The organism is Pseudovibrio exalbescens (assembly GCF_028737195.1).
GTDB classification, from domain to species: domain Bacteria; phylum Pseudomonadota; class Alphaproteobacteria; order Rhizobiales; family Stappiaceae; genus Pseudovibrio; species Pseudovibrio zosterae.
The window spans coordinates 45842-68950 of record NZ_JAQZAJ010000010.1 but is presented as its reverse complement, the minus strand read 5'-3'; the positions used below and the strand labels follow the sequence as shown (position 1 = coordinate 68950).

The 23109-nt window shown below is 56.3% G+C and carries 21 protein-coding genes and 1 tRNA gene; 8 read left to right on the top strand and 14 right to left on the bottom strand.

The window, feature by feature from the left end; genetic code table 11:
- Together PUV47_RS19555 and PUV47_RS19550 are read right to left on the bottom strand one after the other, a co-directional pair.
- On the bottom strand, positions 1–270 hold a 270-nt coding region (locus tag PUV47_RS19555), incomplete at its 3' end, for a hypothetical protein (RefSeq protein ID WP_274220288.1).
- A gap of 666 nt (positions 271–936) precedes the next feature.
- The gene (locus PUV47_RS19550) at positions 937–1866 is read right to left on the bottom strand and encodes a LysR family transcriptional regulator (protein ID WP_274220287.1); all 930 of its coding nucleotides are present in this window, start codon (positions 1864–1866) and stop codon (positions 937–939) included.
- Positions 1867–1998: 132 nt separating this feature from the next.
- On the opposite strand from PUV47_RS19550, the gene PUV47_RS19545 reads away from it, so the two are divergent.
- Together PUV47_RS19545 and PUV47_RS19540 are read left to right on the top strand one after the other, a co-directional pair.
- Positions 1999–2619 carry a glutathione S-transferase family protein gene (locus tag PUV47_RS19545; RefSeq protein WP_274220286.1) on the top strand — a complete coding sequence of 207 codons (621 nt, stop codon included), beginning with the start codon at positions 1999–2001 and terminating at the stop codon, positions 2617–2619.
- Between the two features lie 66 nt (positions 2620–2685).
- Entirely contained in the window at positions 2686–4338 is a 1653-nt protein-coding gene (locus tag PUV47_RS19540) for a pyridoxamine 5'-phosphate oxidase family protein (RefSeq protein WP_274220285.1), read from the top strand.
- Here PUV47_RS19540 and PUV47_RS19535 read toward each other — a convergent pair.
- From PUV47_RS19535 to PUV47_RS19520, 4 genes are all read right to left on the bottom strand, one after another.
- Positions 4335–5066, bottom strand: a complete 732-nt coding sequence (locus tag PUV47_RS19535; protein WP_274220284.1) for an MBL fold metallo-hydrolase — start codon at positions 5064–5066, stop codon at positions 4335–4337. The two genes, PUV47_RS19540 and PUV47_RS19535, sit on opposite strands and share 4 nt — an antisense overlap.
- A gap of 136 nt (positions 5067–5202) precedes the next feature.
- A tRNA-His gene (locus PUV47_RS19530) sits at positions 5203–5279 on the bottom strand.
- Between the two features lie 184 nt (positions 5280–5463).
- A complete protein-coding gene (locus PUV47_RS19525) occupies positions 5464–5967 on the bottom strand; it encodes a phasin (RefSeq protein ID WP_274220283.1) in 504 nt (167 codons plus the stop codon).
- A gap of 178 nt (positions 5968–6145) precedes the next feature.
- Positions 6146–6532 carry a phasin family protein gene (locus PUV47_RS19520; protein WP_274220282.1) on the bottom strand — a complete coding sequence of 129 codons (387 nt, stop codon included), beginning with the start codon at positions 6530–6532 and terminating at the stop codon, positions 6146–6148.
- Between the two features lie 348 nt (positions 6533–6880).
- Here PUV47_RS19520 and PUV47_RS19515 point away from each other — a divergent pair, with 348 nt between their 5' ends.
- The 4 genes from PUV47_RS19515 (at position 6881) to PUV47_RS19500 (ending at position 13888) form a co-directional block, all read left to right on the top strand.
- Entirely contained in the window at positions 6881–9727 is a 2847-nt protein-coding gene (locus PUV47_RS19515) for a histidine kinase dimerization/phospho-acceptor domain-containing protein (RefSeq protein ID WP_274220281.1), read from the top strand.
- A gap of 54 nt (positions 9728–9781) precedes the next feature.
- Positions 9782–10750 carry a threonine dehydratase gene (locus PUV47_RS19510; protein ID WP_274220280.1) on the top strand — a complete coding sequence of 323 codons (969 nt, stop codon included), beginning with the start codon at positions 9782–9784 and terminating at the stop codon, positions 10748–10750.
- A 344-nt stretch (positions 10751–11094) separates the two neighbouring features.
- Complete coding sequence (locus PUV47_RS19505) at positions 11095–12126, top strand: Fe(3+) ABC transporter substrate-binding protein (protein WP_274220279.1); 1032 nt, start codon at positions 11095–11097, stop codon at positions 12124–12126.
- Positions 12127–12133: 7 nt separating this feature from the next.
- On the top strand, positions 12134–13888 hold the full coding sequence (locus tag PUV47_RS19500; protein ID WP_274220278.1) for an ABC transporter permease: 1755 nt from the start codon (positions 12134–12136) through the stop codon (positions 13886–13888).
- 141 nt (positions 13889–14029) lie between these two features.
- Here the strand turns inward: PUV47_RS19500 and PUV47_RS19495 are convergent, their stop codons facing one another.
- Entirely contained in the window at positions 14030–14656 is a 627-nt protein-coding gene (locus PUV47_RS19495) for a LysE family translocator (protein ID WP_274220277.1), read from the bottom strand.
- Between the two features lie 77 nt (positions 14657–14733).
- Entirely contained in the window at positions 14734–15108 is a 375-nt protein-coding gene (locus PUV47_RS19490) for a RidA family protein (protein WP_274220276.1), read from the bottom strand.
- A 614-nt stretch (positions 15109–15722) separates the two neighbouring features.
- Here PUV47_RS19490 and PUV47_RS19485 point away from each other — a divergent pair.
- Positions 15723–15914 carry a hypothetical protein gene (locus tag PUV47_RS19485; protein WP_274220275.1) on the top strand — a complete coding sequence of 64 codons (192 nt, stop codon included), beginning with the start codon at positions 15723–15725 and terminating at the stop codon, positions 15912–15914.
- Positions 15915–15919: 5 nt separating this feature from the next.
- Positions 15920–16480 carry a DUF805 domain-containing protein gene (locus tag PUV47_RS19480; RefSeq protein WP_274220274.1) on the top strand — a complete coding sequence of 187 codons (561 nt, stop codon included), beginning with the start codon at positions 15920–15922 and terminating at the stop codon, positions 16478–16480.
- A 683-nt stretch (positions 16481–17163) separates the two neighbouring features.
- Here PUV47_RS19480 and PUV47_RS19475 read toward each other — a convergent pair.
- The 6 genes from PUV47_RS19475 to PUV47_RS19450 form a co-directional block, all read right to left on the bottom strand.
- The gene (locus tag PUV47_RS19475; protein WP_274220273.1) at positions 17164–17793 is read right to left on the bottom strand and encodes a CoA transferase subunit B; all 630 of its coding nucleotides are present in this window, start codon (positions 17791–17793) and stop codon (positions 17164–17166) included.
- A gap of 11 nt (positions 17794–17804) precedes the next feature.
- Positions 17805–18500 carry a CoA transferase subunit A gene (locus tag PUV47_RS19470; protein WP_274220272.1) on the bottom strand — a complete coding sequence of 232 codons (696 nt, stop codon included), beginning with the start codon at positions 18498–18500 and terminating at the stop codon, positions 17805–17807.
- 351 nt (positions 18501–18851) lie between these two features.
- Positions 18852–19679: an ABC transporter permease gene (locus PUV47_RS19465; RefSeq protein WP_274220271.1), complete on the bottom strand. Its 828-nt coding sequence runs from the start codon at positions 19677–19679 to the stop codon at positions 18852–18854.
- Complete coding sequence (locus PUV47_RS19460) at positions 19679–20608, bottom strand: ABC transporter permease subunit (RefSeq protein ID WP_274220270.1); 930 nt, start codon at positions 20606–20608, stop codon at positions 19679–19681. Before PUV47_RS19460 ends, PUV47_RS19465 begins: the two co-directional genes overlap by 1 nt.
- 14 nt (positions 20609–20622) lie before the next feature.
- On the bottom strand, positions 20623–21774 hold the full coding sequence (locus PUV47_RS19455; protein WP_274220269.1) for an ABC transporter ATP-binding protein: 1152 nt from the start codon (positions 21772–21774) through the stop codon (positions 20623–20625).
- Between the two features lie 109 nt (positions 21775–21883).
- Positions 21884–22975 carry a polyamine ABC transporter substrate-binding protein gene (locus PUV47_RS19450; RefSeq protein WP_274220268.1) on the bottom strand — a complete coding sequence of 364 codons (1092 nt, stop codon included), beginning with the start codon at positions 22973–22975 and terminating at the stop codon, positions 21884–21886.
- Between the last annotated feature and the right edge of the window lie 134 nt (positions 22976–23109).

Sequence of the window (23109 nt, the reverse complement as noted above, 5' to 3'; positions counted from 1 at the left end):
ACCGAGGGCTGAAGCAAAGGTGGGAGCAGAGGTCGGGATGATCGCCAAAAGATGGGGCAGTGGCAGGAGGATGACAGCTAGAAATGAAGCGGACGGAGGACCATCGGAATAGTGATGCGGAGTAAGCCACCCCAACACCGTCATGCCGGACAAGGCGAGCAAAGCGAGGCGCCGATCCGGTATCCAACGCAAAAACAAAAAGCAACCGAAGCATGGGTAAGGCGAAACCACACGCGACAGCAACGAGGCCCAAACGGTATTGCTGCCCATTCGGTTCGCGACTAGCGGACACGCGGCACGCCCCCCGTCTGCGTGGGTCACCAAAGTTGTGCGGTGAGGAGGTGGTCAGGCTAACAGCAACCACCGCCCTTTCCCCCCGAACCACCCATCTGGATCCCGGGTCAAGCCCGGGATGACAGCACCATGATGGGGCAGTGAGAGCAGAGGTTGGGATGACCGCTGTAAGGGTGAGGCGAAGGTTGGGAGGATGCGGCACGAGGAGTGGCGGGGCTGAAAGCCCTGAGGGAGAAAGTGCTGAGTCTGGGACAACGCCGAGAAAGGCGAAGCGGGGACAGATGGGAGAGTGAGGTGGCGGCGGCGTCAGAGGTGGAATGACCTACGGGAGAGTGAGGCGGCGGCGGAGGTGGAATGACCAACGTTGGAGAGGAGGTGAAGTGGTTGGGCGAACTGGGGTCGAATTGGGGTCGAATTGGAAGGCGGGGCAATCAGAAGATTAAAGCCTTGTCTGCCTGTGTCTTCAACGCACCTTAGCAAGCGCCATGGGCCCTCGCCTGAACGGCGAGGGGTGATGTCGTTGCGGCTGCGTTAAGCAGCCTTATGTTGGCAAGCACCTTGGCAAAGGCTTTGCAAGTGGACCTGTAAGAGATGAGTTGCCTGCAGGCTTAGCGCTTCAACACCATGCCATGGCATGTCATATCATTCAGCTGTAGCCAGCTCATCAAGAGTGATGCGACCTGCGCCGCCAGGGCCGAAGTAATCCGCCAAATGGTCGATGAGGGCACGAACACGCGCGGTCAGATGTCGGTTGGCCGGGTACAGCGCCATGACACCATATTCTTTGGCCTCATAGTCTGGAAGAAGATGAACAAGGCGACCGTCTTTCAGATAGGGCTGGACCACATAAAGCGGCAGCCGGGCAATGCCGATGCCTTGCGCAGCAAGGGCAGCCCCAGCGGAGGGAGAGTTTGACATGAGCCTGCCGCTGACCCGCACGCTCTGCACTTGACCCGATTTCTGGTAGGTCCAATCGGACAGAACATTGAAATACTTTCCAAGAAGACAACTGTGGGCAGCGAGGTCCGCCGGTTCTGCGGGGACCCCAGAACGGGCGAGATACTCCGGAGCAGCACAAGTGATGAGGGGCATTGGGCAGAGCCGCTTCATCATCAAGGTTGAATCTGTCGGGGTGCCGATCCGCACCGCAAGATCATACCCCTCTTCAACAAGCGCCACGTGGCTGTCATTCAGAATAAGCTCAACCTCAACGCTGCTGTGCAGATGCATGAAAGCCGCAAGTGCGGCTGGCAGGCGTTGACTGCCGAAGGAGGTGGGCGCTGTCATGCGGATGGGGCCGCGCAACTCTCGTCGGTTTTTCTGCGCAAGGTCGGAAAGCTCGTCCACCTGATCCAGAATTGGCTCACAGCGCAGCAAGTAGTCTCGCCCTGCATCCGTCAGCATGACCGAGCGCGTGGTGCGGTTGAACAACTGCACGTCATGCTGCCCTTCGAGCCAGGCCACATGGTTGCTGATGAGCTTGGTGGATTTGCCGAGGCGACGCGCTGCGGCTGTGAATGACCCCTCCTTGGCAACCGCAACGAAGGCCCGCATTGCATCAATGGTATCCATGGCGCCTCGCGATTATTCCCAATTTCTACATAGTGATTGAATAACACGATGGATTATCCTTAGCCATAACTTAGTCCATCTTTAAAACCAGTGGAGGCATCCTTGCCAAGACCGCCAAAGATGGAGCAAATCATGTCACATAAAATCCGAGTTTACCGCCACGCCCTTTCTGGGCACTGCCACCGGGTCGAGCTGTTTCTGGCGCTGAACAACATTCCCCATGAACTGGTGGATGTTGACCTTGTAAATGGCGAGCACAAGAAAGAGCCCTTCCTGACCATGAACCCCCATGGCCGCGTGCCGGTGATCGTGGATGGCGATGCGGTAATTGCCGACAGCAACGCCATCCTCGTCTACCTGGCGCGCAAATATGCCCCGCACTGGCTGGCAACGGATCTGATTGAAGAAGCGGAAGTGAACAAGTATCTGACGCTGGCGGCGAGCGAGATCAACCACGGCCCGGCGGCGGCGCGGCTGCGCCTCGTGTTTGGCGCTGACTTGCAGGAGGCACGCACAGTGCAGCTGGCAACCTGGGCGTTTGAACAGCTGGACAAACACCTTGCCGAAAACACTTGGGTGGCTGCCAACAAGCCAACGGTGGCGGATGTGGCGCTTTATGCCTACAGCGCCCATGCGCCTGAGGGCAACATTTCGCTGGAACCCTACGCCAACCTGCGTGCCTACCTGAAACGGATTGAGGCCTTGCCGGGCTTTGTGCCGATGCAGGCTACCAAGGTTGGCCTTGCGGCTTGATATGCCCCTGCCCGGATCGGGTCGGCACGCCGACCCGACAACCTTTTTTCAAAAAAGAGAAGTCCCATGTTGAAGAGACTCAAAAGGCTTGAAGATTCACCCTTCCATGAGGGCGAGATTGCCGTTCAGGAAAAGTTGGGTGTTCGGCGCGTTGAAGACATGGCGCGAAAGTTCGTGCGCCCGTTCATGCCAGACCAGCACAGGTTGTTTTTTGAAAACCAACCCTTTGTTGTGATGGCGGCCCGCGATGAGACCGGACGGCCATGGGTGAGCCTCTTGAGCGGCAACGGGCGCTTTGCTTCTTCCGCCAGCTCCACTCGGCTCATCCTGAAGGGCGCATTGCCCCGTGACGATGCCTTGGCTAAGGCCGCCTTTGAAAACACTGATGTGGGACTTCTTGGCATTGAACTGGCTACGCGCAGACGCAACCGGGTGAACGGTAAACTGACGCAGACCGAGAACGGCACGCTGCAGTTTGACGTGCGCCAGAGTTTTGGCAACTGCCCGCAGTTCATCACAGAACGAACCTTGTTCCATGCGCCGGAAAGCAGGCCGGGAAAGGTGCGACGTAGCCGGAACCTTTCAGAGCGTCAGCAAGCGTGGATCGCTGGGACCGACACTTTCTTTATAGGCAGTGGCCATGTCGGGGAGGAAACTCACCCCAGCGCAGGCCTTGACGCCTCTCATCGCGGAGGTGCCCCGGGTTTTGTTGAAGTCCTGAACCACCGACAGTTTCGGTTCCCCGACTATGCAGGCAACAATCACTTCAACACCATTGGCAACCTTGTTCTGGACCCACGGGCGGGCGTTACGCTGGTGGACTTTGCAACGGGCAGCTTGTTGCAGCTGACCGGCACCATGGAGATTGACTGGACCCCGAACGCGACACAACAACAGGCCGGGGCGCGGCGCATGCTGGTGTTTACAGTGGATGAGGCAGTTGAGCTGCCGCAAGCGTTGCCGCTGCGCTGGCGTGTTGCGCAAGAAAACCGGTTGGATTTGACGGTGACAAAGAAAGAGCCGGAAACCGCGAGCATCCTGTCGCTTTATCTGAAAGCTGCAGATGGTGCCGCACTACCGGCGTTCAAGGCGGGACAGTACTTGCCGCTCTCACTGGAGGTGCCGGGCCAAACACAGCTGGTGACCCGAACTTATTCGCTTTCCGGTGACCCTTGGGAAGAAGGCTATCGCATCAGCGTGAAAAGGGCACCCGGTGGTATTGCCTCCACATTCCTGCATGAGGGACTGGACGTAGGCAGCCTTGTTTCTGCCAAAGCACCGATGGGCGACTTTGTGCTGGAGAATGCGGTGGGGCCTATTGTGCTGATCAGCGCGGGCGTTGGCGTTACGCCGCTGTTGAGCATGTTGCATGAAGCGGCCCGAGACCGAAAACAGCAAAAGCTGTGGTTCTTTCACAGCACGCAGAACGGCAACACCCACGCCTTGAAACAGGAGGCGCGCTCGGCAGCGGCGCGTCACGGGAACGCAAGCGTTCATGTGCGCTACAGCCAGCCGCTTGAACGAGATCGGCGTGGCGTGGACTATGATGCGGTTGGCCGGTTGGATGGCTCCGAGATTGCCACCACCCTATCCGATCCGGAGGCGCATTATTATCTCTGTGGCCCAGCCGGCTTCATGAGCAGCGTGATTGATGGGTTGGTCGCAGCAGGCGTTTCAAGCGCGCACATTCATAAAGAGAGTTTTGGGCCAAGCAGCTAAGCCTGCTCCTTGTCTTTGAGCCACTGACGGATGATCTGCCGGTGGCGCTCGCCGCTGTAGCTTGGAAAATGTCCCGCATGAACGCAGCGCACTGGCAGCTCCAAGAGGCGCTTCATGGACTGGGCATAGTCCTGCGCATTGCTGTGGTAAAGGTCTTCCACCAACGGCCCATCATAGACAATATCGCCCGCAAAAAGGGTTTGGGTGGCCGCTTCCCATAAAGCGATGCCGCCCGGACTGTGGCCTGGTGTGTGAATGACCTCCAGACGACGATCTCCCAAATCGATGATGTCGTGGTCATTGAGAATCTGCGTGGGTGCCGCAGGCCTCACAGCATAGGCGCTAGAGGCAAAGGGCTCAGGCGGAAGCGCCTCAAAAATCTCAAGTGAAACATAAGGATAGGCCAGCGTGTTGGCCCGTGTTGGCGCGCTTAGAAGCTGCACTTCAGCTTGATGCACCGCGCGCTCGGCAAACTCGTGGTGGCAGCCGATGTGGTCGAAGTGAGTGTGACTGGCAACGGCGAGCAGATTCTTTTCCGTGACCAACGGCACCCACTGGCGCAAGGACACGACCCCCATGCCGCTGTCGACCAACACATCACGATCGCGGCCCCGGATGTGCCATATGTTGCAGCGGTAAAACGCTTTGATGAAGGGCTCCGAGATGAGCGTAACACCATCTGCCAAGCGTTCTGTGCGGTACCAATCCTGCGCGGCAATGCGTTTCATCAGCGCCTCAGAAAGCAAAACTTCGGCTTGAGAGTAAGCGCAGAAATGCCGATCGGCAAAGCGAAAGACGCAAGCGGCCTGAAGGGCTTAATGCATTCTATTTGATTTGGGAGAGATTACTTGCCAAGCGGAAGAATGGTACAGACGAGTGGATTCGAACCACCGACCTTCGGAGCCACAATCCGACGCTCTAACCAACTGAGCTACGTCTGCTTGGCAAGTGGGGCGGAACATAGGCGCAGATTTTTGGCTTGGCAAGAGGGGCAGAAATTAAATTTTCAGAAAGTCCACAGAACGCCGCTTTTTTTGAGAAACACACGTACTAACAACGAGTCTCAACGGCGACGCTCTGTGGATTTCAACCAAGCATCAGTTCACAAGGGGAAGCCTAGACGGCTTAGAGAACCTTGCTTTCCTTCATTGCTTTTTCGAAAGCAGTCTTTGCAGGCTCGCTGACGGAGTTCGCAAGCTTGGCAGCAGATTCCTGCATGTCCTTCGCCTGATTGGTCAGCGCGTCATACTGCTTGCGCATGAATGTGGACTGCAGCTCAATTGCTTCAGACACTGTCTTTGCGCCGAACATGTCCTTCATGTGAGAGAACATGGCGTTGGCGTTTTCCTGAGCAGCGTCGACTGCCTTGATGTTCATGTCGTAAAGACCTTCACGGGTGACCTCGATGGTCTCTTCCATGCGGCCTGTTGCCTCTTCAGAAGCGGTCTTCATCTTGGCATAGGCTTCGCGAGCGGAATCAACGCCCTTCTCGGTCATTTCGCGGAATACTGCTGGCATTTCTACTGTAGGCATGGAGAAAACCTCTTTCTCAGCGGTTTTGGAGGTAGACGCTTTCGCGGTCCGAGCTTTTGCAGCGGGCTTTGACGTTGCAGTTGCAGTTTCGGACATCTTCAACTCCTAGACTTCATTTGATTTCGACAAATTCTGAGTGACGCGTGCAAATGAACTCATGTTCCTGTAACGTCACTTTCGAGTAACCTACTCAAAAAAATTGTGCGGCGCAACATATTTTTGCACCGCACAACAAACCAGATCCAGGACAGCGCCCACGAGGCCGCATTGTCGATTATTTTTCAGTGAATTTCTTTGCTGTTTCACTGGCTGCATGAGCCGTCTTGTCGCTCATGACTCGGGCCTGCTCACCTGCAATCTGCATCTGCTTTTCCATGAAAGCTTTGTTCAGCTCCATGAGTTCATTGTAGGATGTTGCAGCGCACAGCTTTTGCGCGTAGTCGAATGCCGAAGAAATGTTTTCTTCCGCGAACGCAACGGCCTGCTTGTTCAGCTCCGCGCCTTCTGACTGTGCGGTAGTCGCCGCCGCTTCAATGTTGCCCAACGTTCCATGGGTCATTGAGACGTAATCCTCGAAGGCTTTCTTTGCCTGCTCGAGACTTTTGTCGGCCATGTCACGCATCTGCTCTGGAATTTCAAAGGACATCTTATCCTGAGACATGCTCTCCCTCCTCCACTTTTACAACCCTGAGTACTTTGCCAGTGAAATATGGCTCAGTTATTACACCTTACTCTAGATCACCTGGGAAACAATAAGACCAAGGGGGACACCGGGGCAAGCATGACGCCATTTGAAAAAACGCTGGAAAACCGCTTGTTTGCACCCCATTCATCAATTTCTATAGGTGTTCATTAAACAGAGCATGGAATGGTCGAATTCTTCGCTTATCGAGTTGCCCGAAACTCAGTAGTATGTTGTGACGCTCCCCGCTGACACGGGACTAAATTTACGGTAGATCATTATAAACAATGGGTATTCCGGATCACTGCCAGACAAGGGGAAGTAAAAGTGGCTGACTTTGTATTCAAACGCCGTCAGCGGCCTGTACATTTCGCCTGGCAAATGGATGGAGAACTTCAATTCAAGGAGTTTTCTGCACCTTTCATGGACAATGTTGGACCGCAGGACGCAGTTCTTGTGGGACGCAAGTTCCCTGAGGTTGCGGAGGCCCTGAATGTCGACTTGCCTCATGACCTGCACAAGGCTCTGAACAAGCAGCGTGCCTTCAGCGGGAAAACCGTTCTTTGGCCGGTGTGCAACTCCACCCTGTGTGTTCCGATTGATCTGGCAGCGCAGCCCGTGTTTGACGAGGATGGCAAGCTGACGGGCTACAACGGCTTTGGCATGATCCGAAGCGTGCAGGCCCGCGAGAGCGCGCGCTATGTTGATCCGCTGACCGCGTTGGCGGCTTCACCCGTTGCCGCGCCCGTTGCAGCTGAAGCACTCGTTGAGGAAGCGCCCGAAGTTGAGGCGGTCGCGGAGAAAGCAACACCGACTGAAGCCCTGCCCCCGCAAACTGAGCAGGTTTCTTCGGCTGAAACCCCGGTGAGCGAACAAGCACCTGCTGCCGAGCACGAGCTGGAAGACGCCAAGCTGAGCGAGCTGGCCGATGTTATCGGCGATGACGGCTTTGAGCCTGACGCCTTCACGATTGCGGATAGCGCTCCGGAAGCTGACAGTGCGGAACCTGAAGCGGACACAGAAGTCTGCGCAGAGGCGACACCAGAAGCAACCGAAGCACACGAGCAAGCCTCGACAGACCATGCACCTCACGAGGAAGACCCGCAAATTCATGAGGCTTTGGAACGGGCGGCGGAAGACGAGATTGTGCCGTTCAAGCGTGATGATGACGACCAGCCCTCACCTGATGCAGGGATGGACGCTTTTGCTAAAGCGATAGCCGACCTGCCGGACGCGCCAAAAAAGTATCAGAGCCGCGGCCCCAAGAGCCTGTTCGATCTGACAAGCAACATCGTCAAGTTTGTAGAGCGCACCAACAGCAGCATTGAAAGCAATGCAATGGCTGGGCTTTCCAAACCTGAGCAAGACGCTTTCAATAAAATTGCCGATGCTTTGGGTGCAACAACAGGTGCCCCTAAGCCAAGTGAGGTGAACAAGCGCCCCGCGCCGCAGGATAACAAACGACCTGCTGCCGAAGCGCATGCGCCTGCCGCCGCTCCACAGACACAGCCGGAGGTGAAGCGCCCGGTTGCGGAGGTTCCGGCCCCTGCTCCTGCCCCGGCAGATAATGTGACACGCGTTGTTACCCAGCGGCCACGCCATGAGCTGGAAGGCGAAGCGGCAGCGCGGCAGCAGGCACCGGGACGGATTCCGGACAAACCGCAGGCAAGTCCGATCGATCCGCGGCTTCTGGACCGGTTGCCTATTGGCGTTGCCATTGTGCGCGACCGCGATGTGGTCTACGCCAACGACACACTGCTGGAGCTGCTGGGCTACGACCGGTTTGAAGCCCTGCAAAAAGCGGGTGGACTGGAAGCGATTTTTGCCGAACCAGAGGAGTGCCCTGCCCCGCCAGCGGAAACGCTGGACCGGATCATGCATGTTCGCCTTGGAACAGGCGGCGTTCGTCCGGTTGACGCCCGTATGCATTCGGTGCCGTGGAACGGGGGCCAAGCCCTCATGATTTCTCTGAGCTTGAAGCCGGAAGTCGCAAGCCCTGCCGCACCAACGCCCGGAGAGGTCGAAACTTCTGCACCGAGCGCGGAAGCTGCCGACCTCAAGAACCGTGTGATGGAGCTGGAGTCCGTACTGGAGACAGCGACCGATGGCGTGCTGGTCCTTTCCCGCGACGGGCGCATCTTGACGGCGAACTACTCAGCGCAGGCGCTGTTTTCCGCCGAACCCGATGAAATTGTCGGCGCGCCACTGACGGACTATCTGGCTCCTGAAAGCCACCGGGATGCTCTTGATTATCTTGAAGGCCTCGCCTCCAACGGTGTTGCAAGCCTTTTGAACGATGGCCGGGAAGTGATCGGCAAGGCCAGCAATGGCGGCCTCATTCCGTTGTTCATGACAATGGGTCATGTGAGCACCGATGAAAGCTCCAAGTATTGCGCCGTGATCCGCGACATCACACAGTGGAAGACTGCGGAAGAAGAACTGATTTCGGCGCGCAAAGAAGCGGAAAGCTCCAATGCGCAGAAGTCGGACTTCCTTGCCAAGATCAGCCATGAGATCCGGACACCGCTGAATGCCATCATCGGCTTTGCCGAGGTGATGCAGGAAGAACGGTTTGGCGAGCTGGGCAGCGACCGCTACAAGGAATACCTCGCCGACATTCACCGGTCCGGCACTCACATCATGAGCCTGCTCAACGACCTTCTCGATCTTGCCAAGATTGAAGCGGGCCATATGGAGCTGTCCTTTGAGGCTGTGTCTGCCGCCGAAACCATTCGCGAATGCGTGGCACTGTTGCAACCGCAGGCGAACCGGGAAAAAGTGATCATTCGCGCCAGCCTACCAAGTTCTGTACCGCGGATCGTGGCGGACCCGCGCGCGCTGAGGCAAATCACGCTGAACCTGCTTTCCAATGCCATCAAGTTCAACAAGGCGGGTGGGCAAGTGATTGTGTCGCTTGCTCTGGAGCCTACTGGTGAAGTGATGCTGCGCGTGCGCGACACTGGCCGAGGCATGAGCCCGTCGGACCTTGATGCCGCCATGCAGCCGTTCCGCCAGATCAACCCGTCGCCGGAAGTGCGCGGCAGCGGGCTGGGACTGCCGCTGACAAAGGCTCTTGCCGAAGCAAATAGAGCAATGTTTGCAATAGAATCTGAAGAAGGCGTGGGTACACTTGCCGAGATCACATTCCCGCCGCAACGGGTACTAACCGAATAAGACAAACACCGGAGCGGCGCGGTCTCCTTTACCCATAACCGGGGATGAAAGACCATGCTGACACTCGCCGCTCTGGAAGAGGCTGCCACTACCGTTTATCGGCACATGGCCCCTACGCCCCTTTATGGCTGGCCACTTCTGGATCAGCATGCAGGATGCCAGGTGCTCGTAAAGCATGAGAACCACGCCCCGACAGGCTCTTTCAAGGCCAGAGGCAGTCTGGTTTACATGGAAGCAATGGCGCGGCAACACCCCTCCGGCACAAGCTTTATCACCGCAACGCGAGGCAACCATGGCCTCAGCATGGCATGGGCCGCCAAGATTTACGGCTTCAACGTCGCTTCCGTTGTGCCACAAGGAAACTCCCCAGAGCAGAACGCGGCGGTTCAAGCCATGGGGGCGTTTCTCATTGAACATGGCTCATCCTTTGAAGAAGCGCAGGAGCGCGCATTCACGATTTCCGAGGAAGCACGCTACAACTCCATCCCCTCATTTCACATGGACCTTGTGAAAGGCAGCGCGACTTACGCCATGGAGCTGTTTCGCAAAGCGCCACGTCTGGATGCGGTCTTTGTACCCATGGGCCTTGGAAACGGCATTTGCGGTGTGCTGGCAGCCAAAGCCATATTCCGCGCAGAGACCCGTGTGATTGGCGTCGTTTCCGAGAATGCACCTGCGTATGTGAGGGCTGTCGAGAGCGGCGACATGCAGGGCGCGCCCAGCAAGCCCACTTTTGCAGACGGCCTTGCCGTCGCTGATCCCGACCCGGAAGCGGCTGCCATCATACGCGCAGGGGTGGACCATATGGTGCAGGTGAGTGACGACGAAATTGCCGAGGCCATTCGCATTCTCTACCGCGCAACGCACAACCTTTCTGAAGGCGCAGGTGCCGCGTCGCTGGCTGGCCTGATGCAGGAAAGGGCTAAATGGGCAGGCAAACGGGTTGCGGTTGTTCTGTGTGGGCAGAACATCGACCGCCATTGGATGCACGACATCCTTGCCGGGCGAACACCAAGCGCCTGACCACGTGGCCGCCCTCTCCAAACTCACTAGTAGAATCAACTGATAACCCACCTCTCGGCGCTGGCTGACTTTTTCCAATTCCAACCTGTTAGTATTCTTAGAAAAATTCAGGTGCGGCGGCTTGTCGCGCAAATGAAAATCATTCGCAAATGCAGCTAGATAGCCAAAATCCAGCGTCACAGGCAGTTTAGAAGGGTTCTAACCTATTGTTTTTGCTTGCGATAATAGTTGACAATTAAAGTCCACTTTTTGATATTGCCGCCGACTTACGAGTTTAAACCTAGAGAAAAGCTCTTAAACGAAAGGCAAAGGGTTCTATGGTATTTACCAAGCGTTCGGTAAAAATGAGTGCAGCAGCGGTCACCCTGTCCGTTGCAGGCGTTGTCGGCTTTTCACCAGCTGTCAGCGCTGCTGACGAAGTAAACATCTACTCCTATCGCCAGCCAGAACTCATCAAGCCACTTCTGGATGCATTCACCAACGAAACCGGCATCAAGACCAACGTTGTGTTCGCTTCCAAGGGTTTGGCTGAACGTATGCAGGCTGAGGGCGAGAACTCCCCTGCGGACGTACTGATGACCGTGGACATTGGCCGCCTTCAGGGCGCAAAGGATCTGGGTGTGACCCAGCCTGTTTCCAATGACATCATCAATGCCAACATTCCTGAAAACCTGCGCGACCCGGAAGGCCACTGGTTTGGTCTGACCACCCGTGCCCGCATCATCTACGCTTCCAAAGACCGTGTAGAAGATGAGAACATCACCTATGAAGATCTGGCTGATGAGAAGTGGAAGGGCCGCATCTGCACCCGTTCCGGTCAGCACGTTTACTCCATCGGTCTGTTCGCTTCCATGGTTGCACACCACGGCGCTGAAGAAACCGAAAAGTGGCTGGAAGCCGTGCGCGACAACCTTGCACGCAAGCCAACCGGCAACGACCGCGCACAGGTAAAGTCCATCTATGCTGGTGAGTGTGACATCGCTCTTGGCAACACCTACTACATGGGCAAGATGGAAACCAACGAGAAGGACCCAGAGCAGAAGGAATGGGCAAAGTCTGTCCGCATTCTGTTCCCGAACACTGAAGAGCGCGGCACCCACGTGAACATCTCCGGTGTGGTGATGGCCAAGCACGCACCAAATGCCGAAAACGCTCTGAAGCTGATGGAGTTCCTTTCCTCCGCTGAAGCACAGCAGATCTACGCTGCAGAGAACTTCGAGTACCCGGTTATTAAAGGCGCAGAGGCTTCTGACCGCGTGAAGGCTTGGGGTGACTTCAAGGCTGACCCGATTTCTCTCGATGTTATTGCCAAGAACCGCAAGACTGCCAGTGAGCTGGTTGACCGCGTCGGCTTTGACGAAGGACCTGCCAGCTGAGGCCTGAATGACGGTACACGCTGAAACAACACAACATAAACAGCATGTGTTCGCGGCGCCCGCCCCCCTTTCGCGAGGGGAGCGGGTTCTCGCGTTTGGAACCATCGCCCTCACTGTGCTGTCAGTTCTTCCTGTTCTGACTGTGCTTTACCTTGCGCTGGGATCCGCCGGAGACAACTGGCGACACTTGATTGAAACGGTCCTGCCCGGCGCTGTGTGGACCACCATCCTCCTGCTTGTGGGCGTAGGGGCGCTGACCCTTGTGGTGGGTGTTGGGACAGCGTGGCTGGTGACCATGTGCCGGTTTCCGGGGCGGCGCTTCTTTGATCTGGCGCTGCTTTTGCCGTTGGCTGTGCCGACTTACATCATTGCCTTTTCATACGTTGAAATTCTCGATTATACGGGCGTTGTTCAATCCACCCTCCGGTCGCTCTTTGGCTTCCAGACCTCACGAGACTACTGGTTTCCAGAGGTGCGCTCGCTGGGTGGTGCCATCTTCGTGATGGGCTTCGTGCTCTACCCTTATGTTTACCTCACTTCACGCGCGAGCTTTCTGATTCAGTCTGCTGGCACACTCGACGTCTCCCGGACACTTGGCGCGGGTCCGCTGCGCCTTTTCCTCAAAGTCGCCCTGCCGCTTGCGCGCCCGGCCATTGCCGTGGGGGTGACGCTGGCGCTGATGGAGTGCCTGAATGACATCGGCACGGTGACGTTCTTTGGCGTGAAGACCCTCACCTTCTCGGTTTATGAAACGTGGCTGAACCGGTCCAGCCTGACCGGCGCAGCTCAGCTGGCGAGCGTGATGCTGCTGATTGTTTTCGGCCTGATCTGGCTGGAACACTATGCGCGCCGCCGACAGCGGTTTTACCAATCTAACGGAAGTGAAACACGAGCCCTGCCGAGCTATGCCTTGAAAGGCCTTCGCGGCTGGATGGCGGTGCTGGCCTGCGCGCTGCCGATCCTGTTTGGCTTTGTTTTCCCTGCCCTGCTGCTGCTCAGCAAAGCGCTGCGCCGGCGTGAAGAGTTCTTCAACCCGGACCTTTGGCAGGCGGCAAACAATACACTCTGGCTCTCGGCCATTGCGGCTGTCGTCTCCATCGCTGTGAGCCTTGCCCTGGCCTACACACGCCGCCTGAACCCATCGCCCTTGACAACCAACATGGGACGCTTGGCCTCCATCGGCTATGCCGTTCCAGGCACCATTCTGGCCGTTGGTATTCTGTTTCCGGTGGCCGCGCTCGACAACGCTGTGGCAAACAGCCTGCGTGATCTGTTTGGCATTTCCACCGGCCTGATCCTGCTTGGGTCCGGCACTGCGTTGATCTACGCTTATGTGGTGCGGTTTCTTGCGGTGTCTTATGGCCAGATCGACAGCGGTTTCGGCAAGATCTCCCCGCATCTGGATATGGCCTCGCGCACGTTGGGGCAGAGCGCTCTCGGGACACTGGCCAAAGTGCATATGCCGCTGATGAAGCCAGTTCTTTCCTCCGCCATGCTGCTGGCCTTTGTGGAATGCATGAAGGAGTTGCCCGCGACCTTGTTGCTGCGGCCCTTCAACTTCGACACGTTGGCTACAACCGTGTTTACCGCCGCTTCCCGCGAAGCGTTCGAGGATGCTGCCTTGCCTGCCCTCCTCATCGTTCTGGTGGGTGTGGTGCCTGTTGTGCTGCTTGCCCGCACCACGGTGAAGACCTTCCGCCAGAAACAAAACACGCGTTCCGCGGCGTTGGCACCAGCGGTTGTTGCACCAGAGAGCGCCTGACCTTCAGGCGCTTTCTCCCGGCCGATGGGCTGGCTGGTTCACTTGCAAGGCCTTCCACCCGTCAGATGGTCAGCGCGACTGCCGTGGCAGTGCAGGACCACTGGTCCACGCCGCGCGGAACGCTGATGGTTGCCTTCACGCCTAACGGGTGGTTGTGGCGAGCTTCAGCGCAAGGCCGACAAACACGGTGCCTGCAATCTTGTTCATGATGGACTGAGCACTTGCGGATTTGCCCAGCTTCTCACCGATCGTCCCCGCCAGCACGGCAATGCCGCCGAACACCAGAATGGTGCAGAGGATGAACACGAAACCCAGTTGAATGAACTGCGGAAACAGCGGGCCCGCTTGTGGGTTCACGAACTGGGGCAGGAACGACAGAAAGAAGATTGAGACCTTGGGATTCGTGATGTTCATGATCACGCCGCGACGATAAAGCGCCCAGTAGCTGAGCTTTGGCCCGCCGCCTACGCCAATGGGCGCGGCCTTGGCGCGAAAGGCGCCCCATGCGAGATAAAGCAGGTAGGCGGCCCCAGCGTATTTCAGCAAGGAAAACGCCAGAGCTGACGTCTGGAAGATGGCCGCGACACCAAGCGCCACAGCGATGGTGTGAAAGATGACGCCCGTGCTCAAGCCGAAGGTAACGGCAATGCCCGACAGACGGCCGGAAACGGCAGACTGGGTGAGCACGAAGAGATTATCCGGCCCCGGTGTCAACGCGAGCACTATAACAACAGCTACAAAGGCCGAGAGAGTTTCAATCGGGATCACAGGCCGCTCCGGTTTTCTTGGTTGGCTGATCTTGGTTTATGACTTGGAAAGAAACAAGAGCGCGTCCGTTTTTGTTTTCACGTCGCCAGAATTGCTTCCATCTCAATCTTCAGGTCCGGATGTACCAAGCCTTTGACCTCCACCAGCGAGCTTGCGGGCAAGTGACACCCATAGGCCTGTGACAAGAGCTGTCGCAGGTTGCCAAGCGTGGACATGTCGGTGACGAAAATGGTGACCTTGATCAGGTTTCGAAGGTCCGTACCCTCTGCCACAGCGATTGACGCGATCTGATGAAGGATTTCCTCTGCCTGCTCCTGAGTGGTCCCTGATTGCGCCTTTGTCCCATAGGCCGTAAGACCGGAGAGATACAGCGCGGTGCCATGCTTGACGGCATGGGCGTAGGGGCCCACCGCATCGGGCAGAAATGGATAGGTCTTTCGTTGTAGCGTCATGGCGAGAGCCCCCCCAGCTCGTCGGAATCACATGAAAAGTCCGGCAGTTAGGCCGTGAAACCAGCTTACTTCACGACCTGCCTGTGACGCAATGCGAGAAGCACCTACTGGTGCCGGCTGGGAGCTCGACTGGGGGGGGGGTTGAGTGGCACGCACTGACGCGCGACCATTTTATGCTGGATCCCGGATCTGCGCTGCGCTGGTCCGGGATGACGTGGGAGAGTTAGGTGAGTCTGGAGGTCTCACTAGCGTTGGCGACCTCAAGCCGGCTTGCGCTACAGAGCACAAACCGCCACCAACTTTCGTTGTTGCAGCGCGGCTCCTCACCTGCCTGTGCAACTCAGCGGAGGTTAAAGTCCCACTTGGGGCCTCCGCTCTGAGCCCCTCCCGGCCCCCGAGCCGGGATCCAGTGAGGCATCTAACCTATCACCAATGCTGGATGCCTAATGTCCACGGCACAGGTGTCGGGTACCGGGAGCATGGCACTTGGGAAATGTTACAACTAACGGCACTCAATGTTTCAATTGGGGATCACCGTCTAGGCGCTTGCATGGCTCACGTGGGCAACCTAGTGTTCAATTTTGCTACCGTAAATTGCAATGAGATCATTAGTCATGTCGAAACCTGTCTTCCAAGACCTTTTCACCTTTCAACACCGCCGTGACCGAAAAAGCTATTGGCAGGTTGTGCTGTTCATGTTTATTGGCATATCATTTTTGGCTACAGCCGAAGAGATCCTTGCGCAGTATGGTGATGAAGCTCCGTCTGTGATCCTTCCCTTCGTCCTACTAACACTTTTGTCATAACGATCATGAACTTGGCTGTGTCTGTGCAGCGATTACATGACATAAAGCTATCAGGCTGGATTGCGGTCGTGTCTTTGATACCACTAGTAAACGTTGTCTTTGCCTTGGTGATCGGACTGGCTCCCGGCGAGCGAGGACCAAACAAATACGGTCCCGACCCCAAAATACGGCTAACACAACACAATGCCCCATTGGAGCAGTTGTTTTCTTTTAAGGGAAGAAGGGCCCGCCAACCCTACTGGCTTGCACTACTTTTTTGGCTTGTTCTATTTGTGTTTCCACTGGGTTTGCTGGACTTTATCGAGACAGAGGAACAACAAGCCTTAATGGTAATGACCTTCACTGCGACCGCCTCAGCTGCTCTAGTGAGTTACTTGGCGATCGTATCACAAAGACTGCGGGATATCGGGGCAACAGGCTGGCTTTCACTCATCGCCCTGATACCTATTATTGGCCTCCTGTTCACGATGGGCCTCGGGTTTGTTGCAGGTGAAAAGGGTGAAAATCAATTTGGCTCAGATCCAACCAAAACGCTGTTCCAAGAGCATAATTCGTTACCTGCTTGATTGAGCAAACGGGGATCTTCTGGCGTCCCCATTCCCAAAGCAAATAAAGCTCCATTTGCTCTTATCCCTCTGGCGTGATCCCGCACTCGATGTGGGATCCAAAACACCACGGCAAAGCCATCGCCTCAAGCGTAATCACAGCAGCGTGCTGCAGCGCACGAAGGGTCACTCAGCGTGGTGCTGGATCCCGGATCGGCGTTTCGCTTGCCGCTCAACTTGTCCGGGATGACATAGGAGAGTTAGATGGGTCTGGAGCTCTCACTAACGTTGGCGCCCCAAAACAGCTTGCGTTACCGAGCACAAACCTCCACCAACTTTCTTTGTGGCAGCGCGGCTCCTCACCTGCTGATACAACTCAGCGGAGGGAAAAGTCCCAATTGGGGCCTCCGCTCTGCGCGTCATCCCGGCCCCCGAGCCGGGATCCAGTAAGGACACTGCCCATCTTCAGCACTGGTCATGTAAATGAAGCCTTCGTCGGAAACTGCAATGTCGCTGAACACGGAACGGCAATTCTATAGCTGTTCGCGATAACTCAGCTACCGTGGTGCTGGATCCCGGATCTGCGCTGCGCTTGCCGCTCAACTTGTCCGGGATGACGGGGGAGAGTTGGGTCGGTCTGGGTTTTGGCTGTCGCTTTTGAAGAAGGCGGCACAGGTGCCGCCCTCCATTCATTTCAGGTGCGATCAATCGACCAAAGTGGCCTCGGTTTGCGCCTTGATGTCATCCAAGGTCACATCTGGCGCCATTTCAACCACCATGAGGCCGCCCTCAACCACGTCAAAAACACCAAGGTTTGTGATGATGCGGTCAACGCATTTCACGCCGGTAAGCGGCAGTGTGCAGGCTTTAAGCAGCTTTGGATCACCCTTCTTGCTGGCATGGTCCATGATGACCACAACGCGCTTGACGCCTGCCACAAGATCCATGGCTCCGCCCATGCCCTTGACGAGTTTGCCGGGGATCATCCAGTTGGCAAGATCGCCGTTTTCGGAAACTTCCATCGCTCCGAGGATGGATAGATCGATGTGCCCCCCACGGATCATGGCGAAGCTGTCTGCCGAAGAGAAGTAGCTGGTGCGGTCAAGCTCGGTAATGGTTTGCTTGCCAGCGTTGATCAGATCGGCGTCGATCTCATCCTCAGTTGGGAACGGGCCCATGCCGAGCATGCCGTTTTCAGACTGAAGAGCCACATCAATTCCCTCTGGAATGTAGTTGGAAACCAGAGTTGGGATGCCGATGCCGAGGTTGACGTAGAAGCCGTCTTCCAGCTCTTTTGCCGCGCGGGCGGCCATTTCATCACGTGTCCAAGCCATGTGCGCCTCCCTTACGCTTCACGAATGGTGCGCTGTTCGATGCGCTTCTCAAAGGTACCCTTGACGATGCGATCGACAAAGATGCCAGGAGTGTGGATCTGATCTGGATCCAGCTCGCCGGTCTCAACCAGTTCTTCCACTTCAACCACCGTGACCTTGCCTGCTGTGGCGATCATCGGGTTGAAGTTGCGAGCGGTCTTGCGGAAGATCAGGTTTCCTTCCGTGTCGCCCTTCCAGGCCTTTACGATGGACAGATCTGCAGTCAGTCCGGTTTCAAGGATGTAGGTCTCGCCGTTGAAGTCCTTGTGCTCCTTGCCTTCTGCGATCAGGGTGCCGACACCCGTCTTGGTGTAGAAGCCAGGAATGCCAGCACCGCCAGCACGGATGCGCTCAGCCAGCGTGCCTTGCGGGTTGAACTCCAGTTCCAGTTCACCGCTCAAATACTGTTTGGCGAAGGTTTCGTTTTCACCCACGTAGGATGAAACCATCTTCTTGATCTGGCGGGTTTGCAGCAACAGGCCAAGGCCGAAATCGTCCACACCAGCATTGTTGGAGATTGCCGTTACGTCTTTTACGCCGGTATCTCGCAGTGCAATAATCAAGTTTTCAGGAATACCGCAGAGGCCAAAGCCACCGGCCATAACGGTCATGCCGTCGAAGGTAAGTCCTTCCAAAGCAGCAGTTGCTGTTGGGAAAACTTTGTTCATTATGATCTCCCAGGATTGTGCGGTTCTGAAGTTTCCTTTTGCGCATCAACGCGCAAGCAAATTCATTGCCGCAACCAAAAACCTTTTGCGCCGGATTCAACGGCGCTCGCTGGCACGCCTCCCGTCCTATGCAAAGCCATAGGTGCGCTGACCAGAGTAAGTCTTGATACCTATGTTTTACGCAGGTGCCAAGCCTCGAACCGATGAATCTAGATAAAAATACTATACGCAGGATTTTTGCGGCGCACACTCACGACTAAAGTCTGCAAACCGAGAGCACGCTCTGGCCAACAAAAAAGCCGGAGGTAGCCCCCGGCTTTTTTATGAGATCACTGGTTTAGCTTGGCTCAGTCAGTACTGATTGGCAATGGCCATGCGTTCATCCCGCTCCCGTTGCACTTGCTGACGTTTGCTGATCAACGACGCTGTGATCACGCCAACGGTGACAATCGCAACAAGGATTGTACAGATCGCGTTGATTTCTGGCGTCACACCCAATCGGACCTGACTGTAAATCTTCATTGGCAGGGTTGTTGCCCCCGGCCCCGTTGTGAAGCTTGCAATCACCAGATCGTCCAGTGACAGGGTAAAGGCCAGCATCCAGCCCGCAGCGACACCGGGCAGGATCTGCGGCAAGGTGATGGTGAAAAAGGTCTTCACCGGTGGGCACCCCAAGTCCATGGCTGCCTCTTCCAATGAACGGTCAAAGCCAGCAAGGCGCGACTGCACGACCACAGCCACGTAACACATGGCGAAGGTGGTGTGTGCGATCATGATGGTCCAGAACCCTCGGGCCTGATCCAGTGACACAAACAGCAGCAAAAGTGAGAGGCCAAGGATGACTTCTGGCATTACCAGCGGCGCGTAAATCATGCCGGAAAACAGGGTGCGTCCGAAGAAGCGGCCCTGACGAGCCAGCACCATTGCCGCGATTGTGCCGAGCACCGTCGCCAGCGTTGCCGAGGTCACCCCAATGCGCAGGGTGACCCATGCCGCGTCCAGCATCTGCTCGTTACTGAGAAGGCTCACATACCATTTGGTTGAGAAGCCACCCCACACCGTCACCAGACGTGAGGCATTGAACGAGTAGATCACCAGGATCACGATTGGCAGGTAGAGGAACGAAAAGCCCAAAACCAGCGAGGTGATATTGAACCAAGAAGGCTTGCGGTGTTCCATTATTGCGCCTCCTTCTGCTTTTCCTGCTGGCGCTGGAACAGCACAATCGGGATGACCAGAATGAGCAACAGCACCACAGCGACCGCTGAAGCGACAGGCCAATCACGGTTGGAGAAGAACTCCACCCACAAGGTTTTGCCAATCATCAGGGTTTCCGATCCGCCAAGAAGGTCCGGAATCACGAACTCGCCCACCGCCGGAATGAACACGAGGAAGCAGCCCGCAATGATGCCGGGAAGTGATAGCGGTATGGTCACCTTCCAAAAGGCCTGCATGGGCGGACAGCCCAAATCTTCCGCCGCCTCGATGAGTGATGAATCCATCTTCTCAAGGGAGGAGTAAAGCGGAAGCACCATGAACGGCAGGTACGAATAAACGATACCGATGTAGACGGCGGCGTTGGTGTTCAAAATGACCAGCGGATCATCAATGATTCCCAGCATCATGAGGAACTGGTTCAACAAGCCTTCGTTTTTCAAAATGCCGATCCAAGCATACACACGGATCAGGAAGCTGGTCCAAAACGGCAGGATGATCAGCATCAGCAAGGTTGGCTGCCATGCCTTTGGGGCGCGCGCCATGCCATAGGCAATGGGATACCCCACCAGCAGCGTTATAACCGTTGCGATGAAAGCAATCTGGAGGCTCGACAGATACGCATTGAGATAAATGGCGTCTTCGGTGAGCCAGATGTAATTGTCCAGCGACCATTGCTGAGCGGCTTCCACGAAACCGGCCAGACCTTGCGCCCAGTCAATAACCGGCTTGTAAGGCGGGATCGCCACAACGACTTCAGAGAGCGATATCTTGAAGACGATGACAAACGGTGCAAGGAAGAACAGGAGCAGCCATGCATACGGCACCATGATGAGTGCCCAGCGCCCCAACCTGTTCTTGCTGTAGGATTGTGAGGATACCTCGCGGTCCATCACGCATTCCCCCATCAGTTGGTCAGGATCACGCCTGCATCTCGGTCCCAGGACAACCAGATCTTGTCGTCCCACGTGATTGGCCGCTCCACCAGACGCGTGGTGTTGGCGACCACGGAGCGAATGAACTCATCCTCGGCCAGTTTGATATGGTAGATGGAGACGTCCCCCATGTAGGCGATGTCCCACACCTCGGCCTGAATGACGTTGGCATTGCTTTCTGCTGGCTTGTCCAGCGAGATGCGGACCTTTTCAGGACGGATGGCAAACGTAACCTCGTCGCCAACACGCACATCTCCTGCGCCTTGAATGTTGATGGTGCTATCGGTGAGGTCGCAGTACAGCTGGGCGTCTTCGCTTTGCTTCTGCGTGACCTTGCCATGGAACAGGTTGATGTCGCCAATGAACTCAGCCACGAAACGGGAGTTCGGCATCTCGTAGATTTCACCCGGTGTTGCCACCTGACGGATGTGCCCACGGTCCATGACGGAGATGCGGTCGGCAACAGTCATGGCCTCTTCCTGATCGTGGGTCACAATGAGGAAGGTCATGCGCAGGTCTTCCTGCAAGGTCATCAGCTCGAGCTGGGTTTCCTCGCGCAGTTTCTTGTCGAGCGCTGCCATCGGCTCATCCAGCAACAGCACCTTGGGCCGTTTGGCAAGAGAGCGGGCCAAAGCCACGCGCTGACGCTGACCGCCTGAGAGCTGATGAGGCTTGCGCTTTGCAAACTGCTCAAGCTTTACCAGACGCAACATTTCCTGAACGCGGGAGCTGATCTCTGCCGCAGGCATGCCATCCTGCTTCAGGCCGAACGCGATGTTGGCTTCCACCGTCATATGCGGGAACAGTGCATAGGACTGGAACATCATGTTTACCGGACGGCGATAGGGCGGAATGCCAGCCAGATCCTGACCATCCAGAAAGATCTGCCCCTCGGTTGGCGTTTCAAACCCCGCCAACATGCGCATCATGGTGGTCTTGCCGCAGCCGGACCCACCGAGCAGCGCGTGGAACTCGCGCTCGTAGATGCTCAGCGACAGATTGTCGACCGCAACAAAATCACCAAAGCGCTTGGTAACATTCCTGAATTCGATAAACGGTATCGCGCTGGGGTCTTCCCATGGCGCGAAAGCACGGCGAACTGGACCAATCGGTTTCTTAGCCAAGACCGAAATCCTTTTCCTGCCAGTCCCTCTGAGGAGGGTAGTGTTCAGAGCAATCAGCAGGAGGCAGACACGCCGCCTCCTGCTGGGACCAAAATGCCTTCAGACCTGCTTACTGACCGGACTTGATCGCGGTCCATTCACGGGTCATGACACGCTGTGTCTTCAGCGGCTTTGCCGTGACAGTGTAAAGCTTCTCTTTTACTTCCTGCGGCGGGTAGATGCCCGGATTAGAGGTGACCTCTTCGTCGATGAAAGGCACAGAATCCGCATTACCGTTTGCGTAGTAGACGTAGTTGGACAGCTTGCCAGCAATCTCAGGACGCATGATGAAGTTGAGGAACTCATGAGCTTCATCCGCATTAGGCGCATCAGCCGGGATCGCAAACTGATCGAACCACATCTGACCGCCTTCTACAGGCAGGATGTATTCCAGCTCCACACCATTGCCCGCTTCTGCGGCGCGGTCGGACGCTTGCAGCACATCACCGGACCAGCCGTAAGCCAGGCAGATGTCGCCATTGGCCAACGCGTTCACAAATTCCGAATTGTGGAACTTGAGCACGTATGGACGGATAGACTTGAGAAGCTCGCCCGCCTTACGGATGTCATCCGGATTGTTGGAGTCCGGGCCCATACCGAGGTAGTGAAGCGCGGCCGGGAACATTTCATCCGGCTCGTCCATCACGTGCACGCCGCACTCGGAGAACTGCTTCAGGATTTCCGGATTGAAGAGCAGCTCCCAGCTGTTGAGCGGAGCCTCTGGCGCAAGCGCGAGGATTTTCTCACGGTTGATGCCCATACCGGAGGTGCCCCACATGTAGTTAATGGAGTACGCGTTTTCCGGATCCAGCTTGGACAGGCGCTCCATCAGCGTTTTGTCCATGTGCTTCAGGTTTGGCAGCTTGTCGCGATCCAGCTTCTGGAACACGCCTGCCTGGACCTGGCGGTTCAGGAACTGTGCGGTTGGCGCAACGACGTCATAACCGGTGCTGCCGGTCAGAAGTTTGGTTTCCAGAACTTCGTTGGAGTCAAAAACATCGTAATTGACAGAGATACCGGTCTCTTCTTCAAACTGCTTGAGGACTTCATCGTCCACATAGTCTGACCAGTTGTAGACGTTGACTACACGGTCCTGAGCGGCGGCAGCACCAAGGCCAACGGCGAACACAGCAACACCCGTGAGCAAGATCTTCTTTATCATTGTCAAGCACTCCATAGAGAACAAACGTGGTGAGGCGGCGAGGCTTCCAAAGCTCGGGCAACGCCTACCAACGCAATACAACCATGCGGTATCCTTCTTGTGACGGAAACATTTTAACCAGCGCCGCCAGTCCC

What these genes read in the sequence shown, in the direction of transcription:
- PUV47_RS19550 (WP_274220287.1), bottom strand. Translation starts at nt 1,866, where the DNA reads ATGGATACCATTGATGCAATGCGGGCCTTCGTTGCGGTTGCCAAGGAG.
- PUV47_RS19545 (WP_274220286.1), top strand. Translation starts at nt 1,999, where the DNA reads ATGTCACATAAAATCCGAGTTTACCGCCACGCCCTTTCTGGGCACTGC.
- PUV47_RS19540 (WP_274220285.1), top strand. Translation starts at nt 2,686, where the DNA reads ATGTTGAAGAGACTCAAAAGGCTTGAAGATTCACCCTTCCATGAGGGC.
- PUV47_RS19535 (WP_274220284.1), bottom strand. Translation starts at nt 5,066, where the DNA reads ATGAAACGCATTGCCGCGCAGGATTGGTACCGCACAGAACGCTTGGCA.
- PUV47_RS19525 (WP_274220283.1), bottom strand. Translation starts at nt 5,967, where the DNA reads ATGTCCGAAACTGCAACTGCAACGTCAAAGCCCGCTGCAAAAGCTCGG.
- PUV47_RS19520 (WP_274220282.1), bottom strand. Translation starts at nt 6,532, where the DNA reads ATGTCTCAGGATAAGATGTCCTTTGAAATTCCAGAGCAGATGCGTGAC.
- PUV47_RS19510 (WP_274220280.1), top strand. Translation starts at nt 9,782, where the DNA reads ATGCTGACACTCGCCGCTCTGGAAGAGGCTGCCACTACCGTTTATCGG.
- PUV47_RS19505 (WP_274220279.1), top strand. Translation starts at nt 11,095, where the DNA reads ATGAGTGCAGCAGCGGTCACCCTGTCCGTTGCAGGCGTTGTCGGCTTT.
- PUV47_RS19500 (WP_274220278.1), top strand. Translation starts at nt 12,134, where the DNA reads ATGACGGTACACGCTGAAACAACACAACATAAACAGCATGTGTTCGCG.
- PUV47_RS19490 (WP_274220276.1), bottom strand. Translation starts at nt 15,108, where the DNA reads ATGACGCTACAACGAAAGACCTATCCATTTCTGCCCGATGCGGTGGGC.
- PUV47_RS19485 (WP_274220275.1), top strand. Translation starts at nt 15,723, where the DNA reads ATGTCGAAACCTGTCTTCCAAGACCTTTTCACCTTTCAACACCGCCGT.
- PUV47_RS19480 (WP_274220274.1), top strand. Translation starts at nt 15,920, where the DNA reads ATGAACTTGGCTGTGTCTGTGCAGCGATTACATGACATAAAGCTATCA.
- PUV47_RS19475 (WP_274220273.1), bottom strand. Translation starts at nt 17,793, where the DNA reads ATGGCTTGGACACGTGATGAAATGGCCGCCCGCGCGGCAAAAGAGCTG.
- PUV47_RS19470 (WP_274220272.1), bottom strand. Translation starts at nt 18,500, where the DNA reads ATGAACAAAGTTTTCCCAACAGCAACTGCTGCTTTGGAAGGACTTACC.
- PUV47_RS19465 (WP_274220271.1), bottom strand. Translation starts at nt 19,679, where the DNA reads ATGGAACACCGCAAGCCTTCTTGGTTCAATATCACCTCGCTGGTTTTG.
- PUV47_RS19460 (WP_274220270.1), bottom strand. Translation starts at nt 20,608, where the DNA reads ATGGACCGCGAGGTATCCTCACAATCCTACAGCAAGAACAGGTTGGGG.
- PUV47_RS19450 (WP_274220268.1), bottom strand. Translation starts at nt 22,975, where the DNA reads ATGATAAAGAAGATCTTGCTCACGGGTGTTGCTGTGTTCGCCGTTGGC.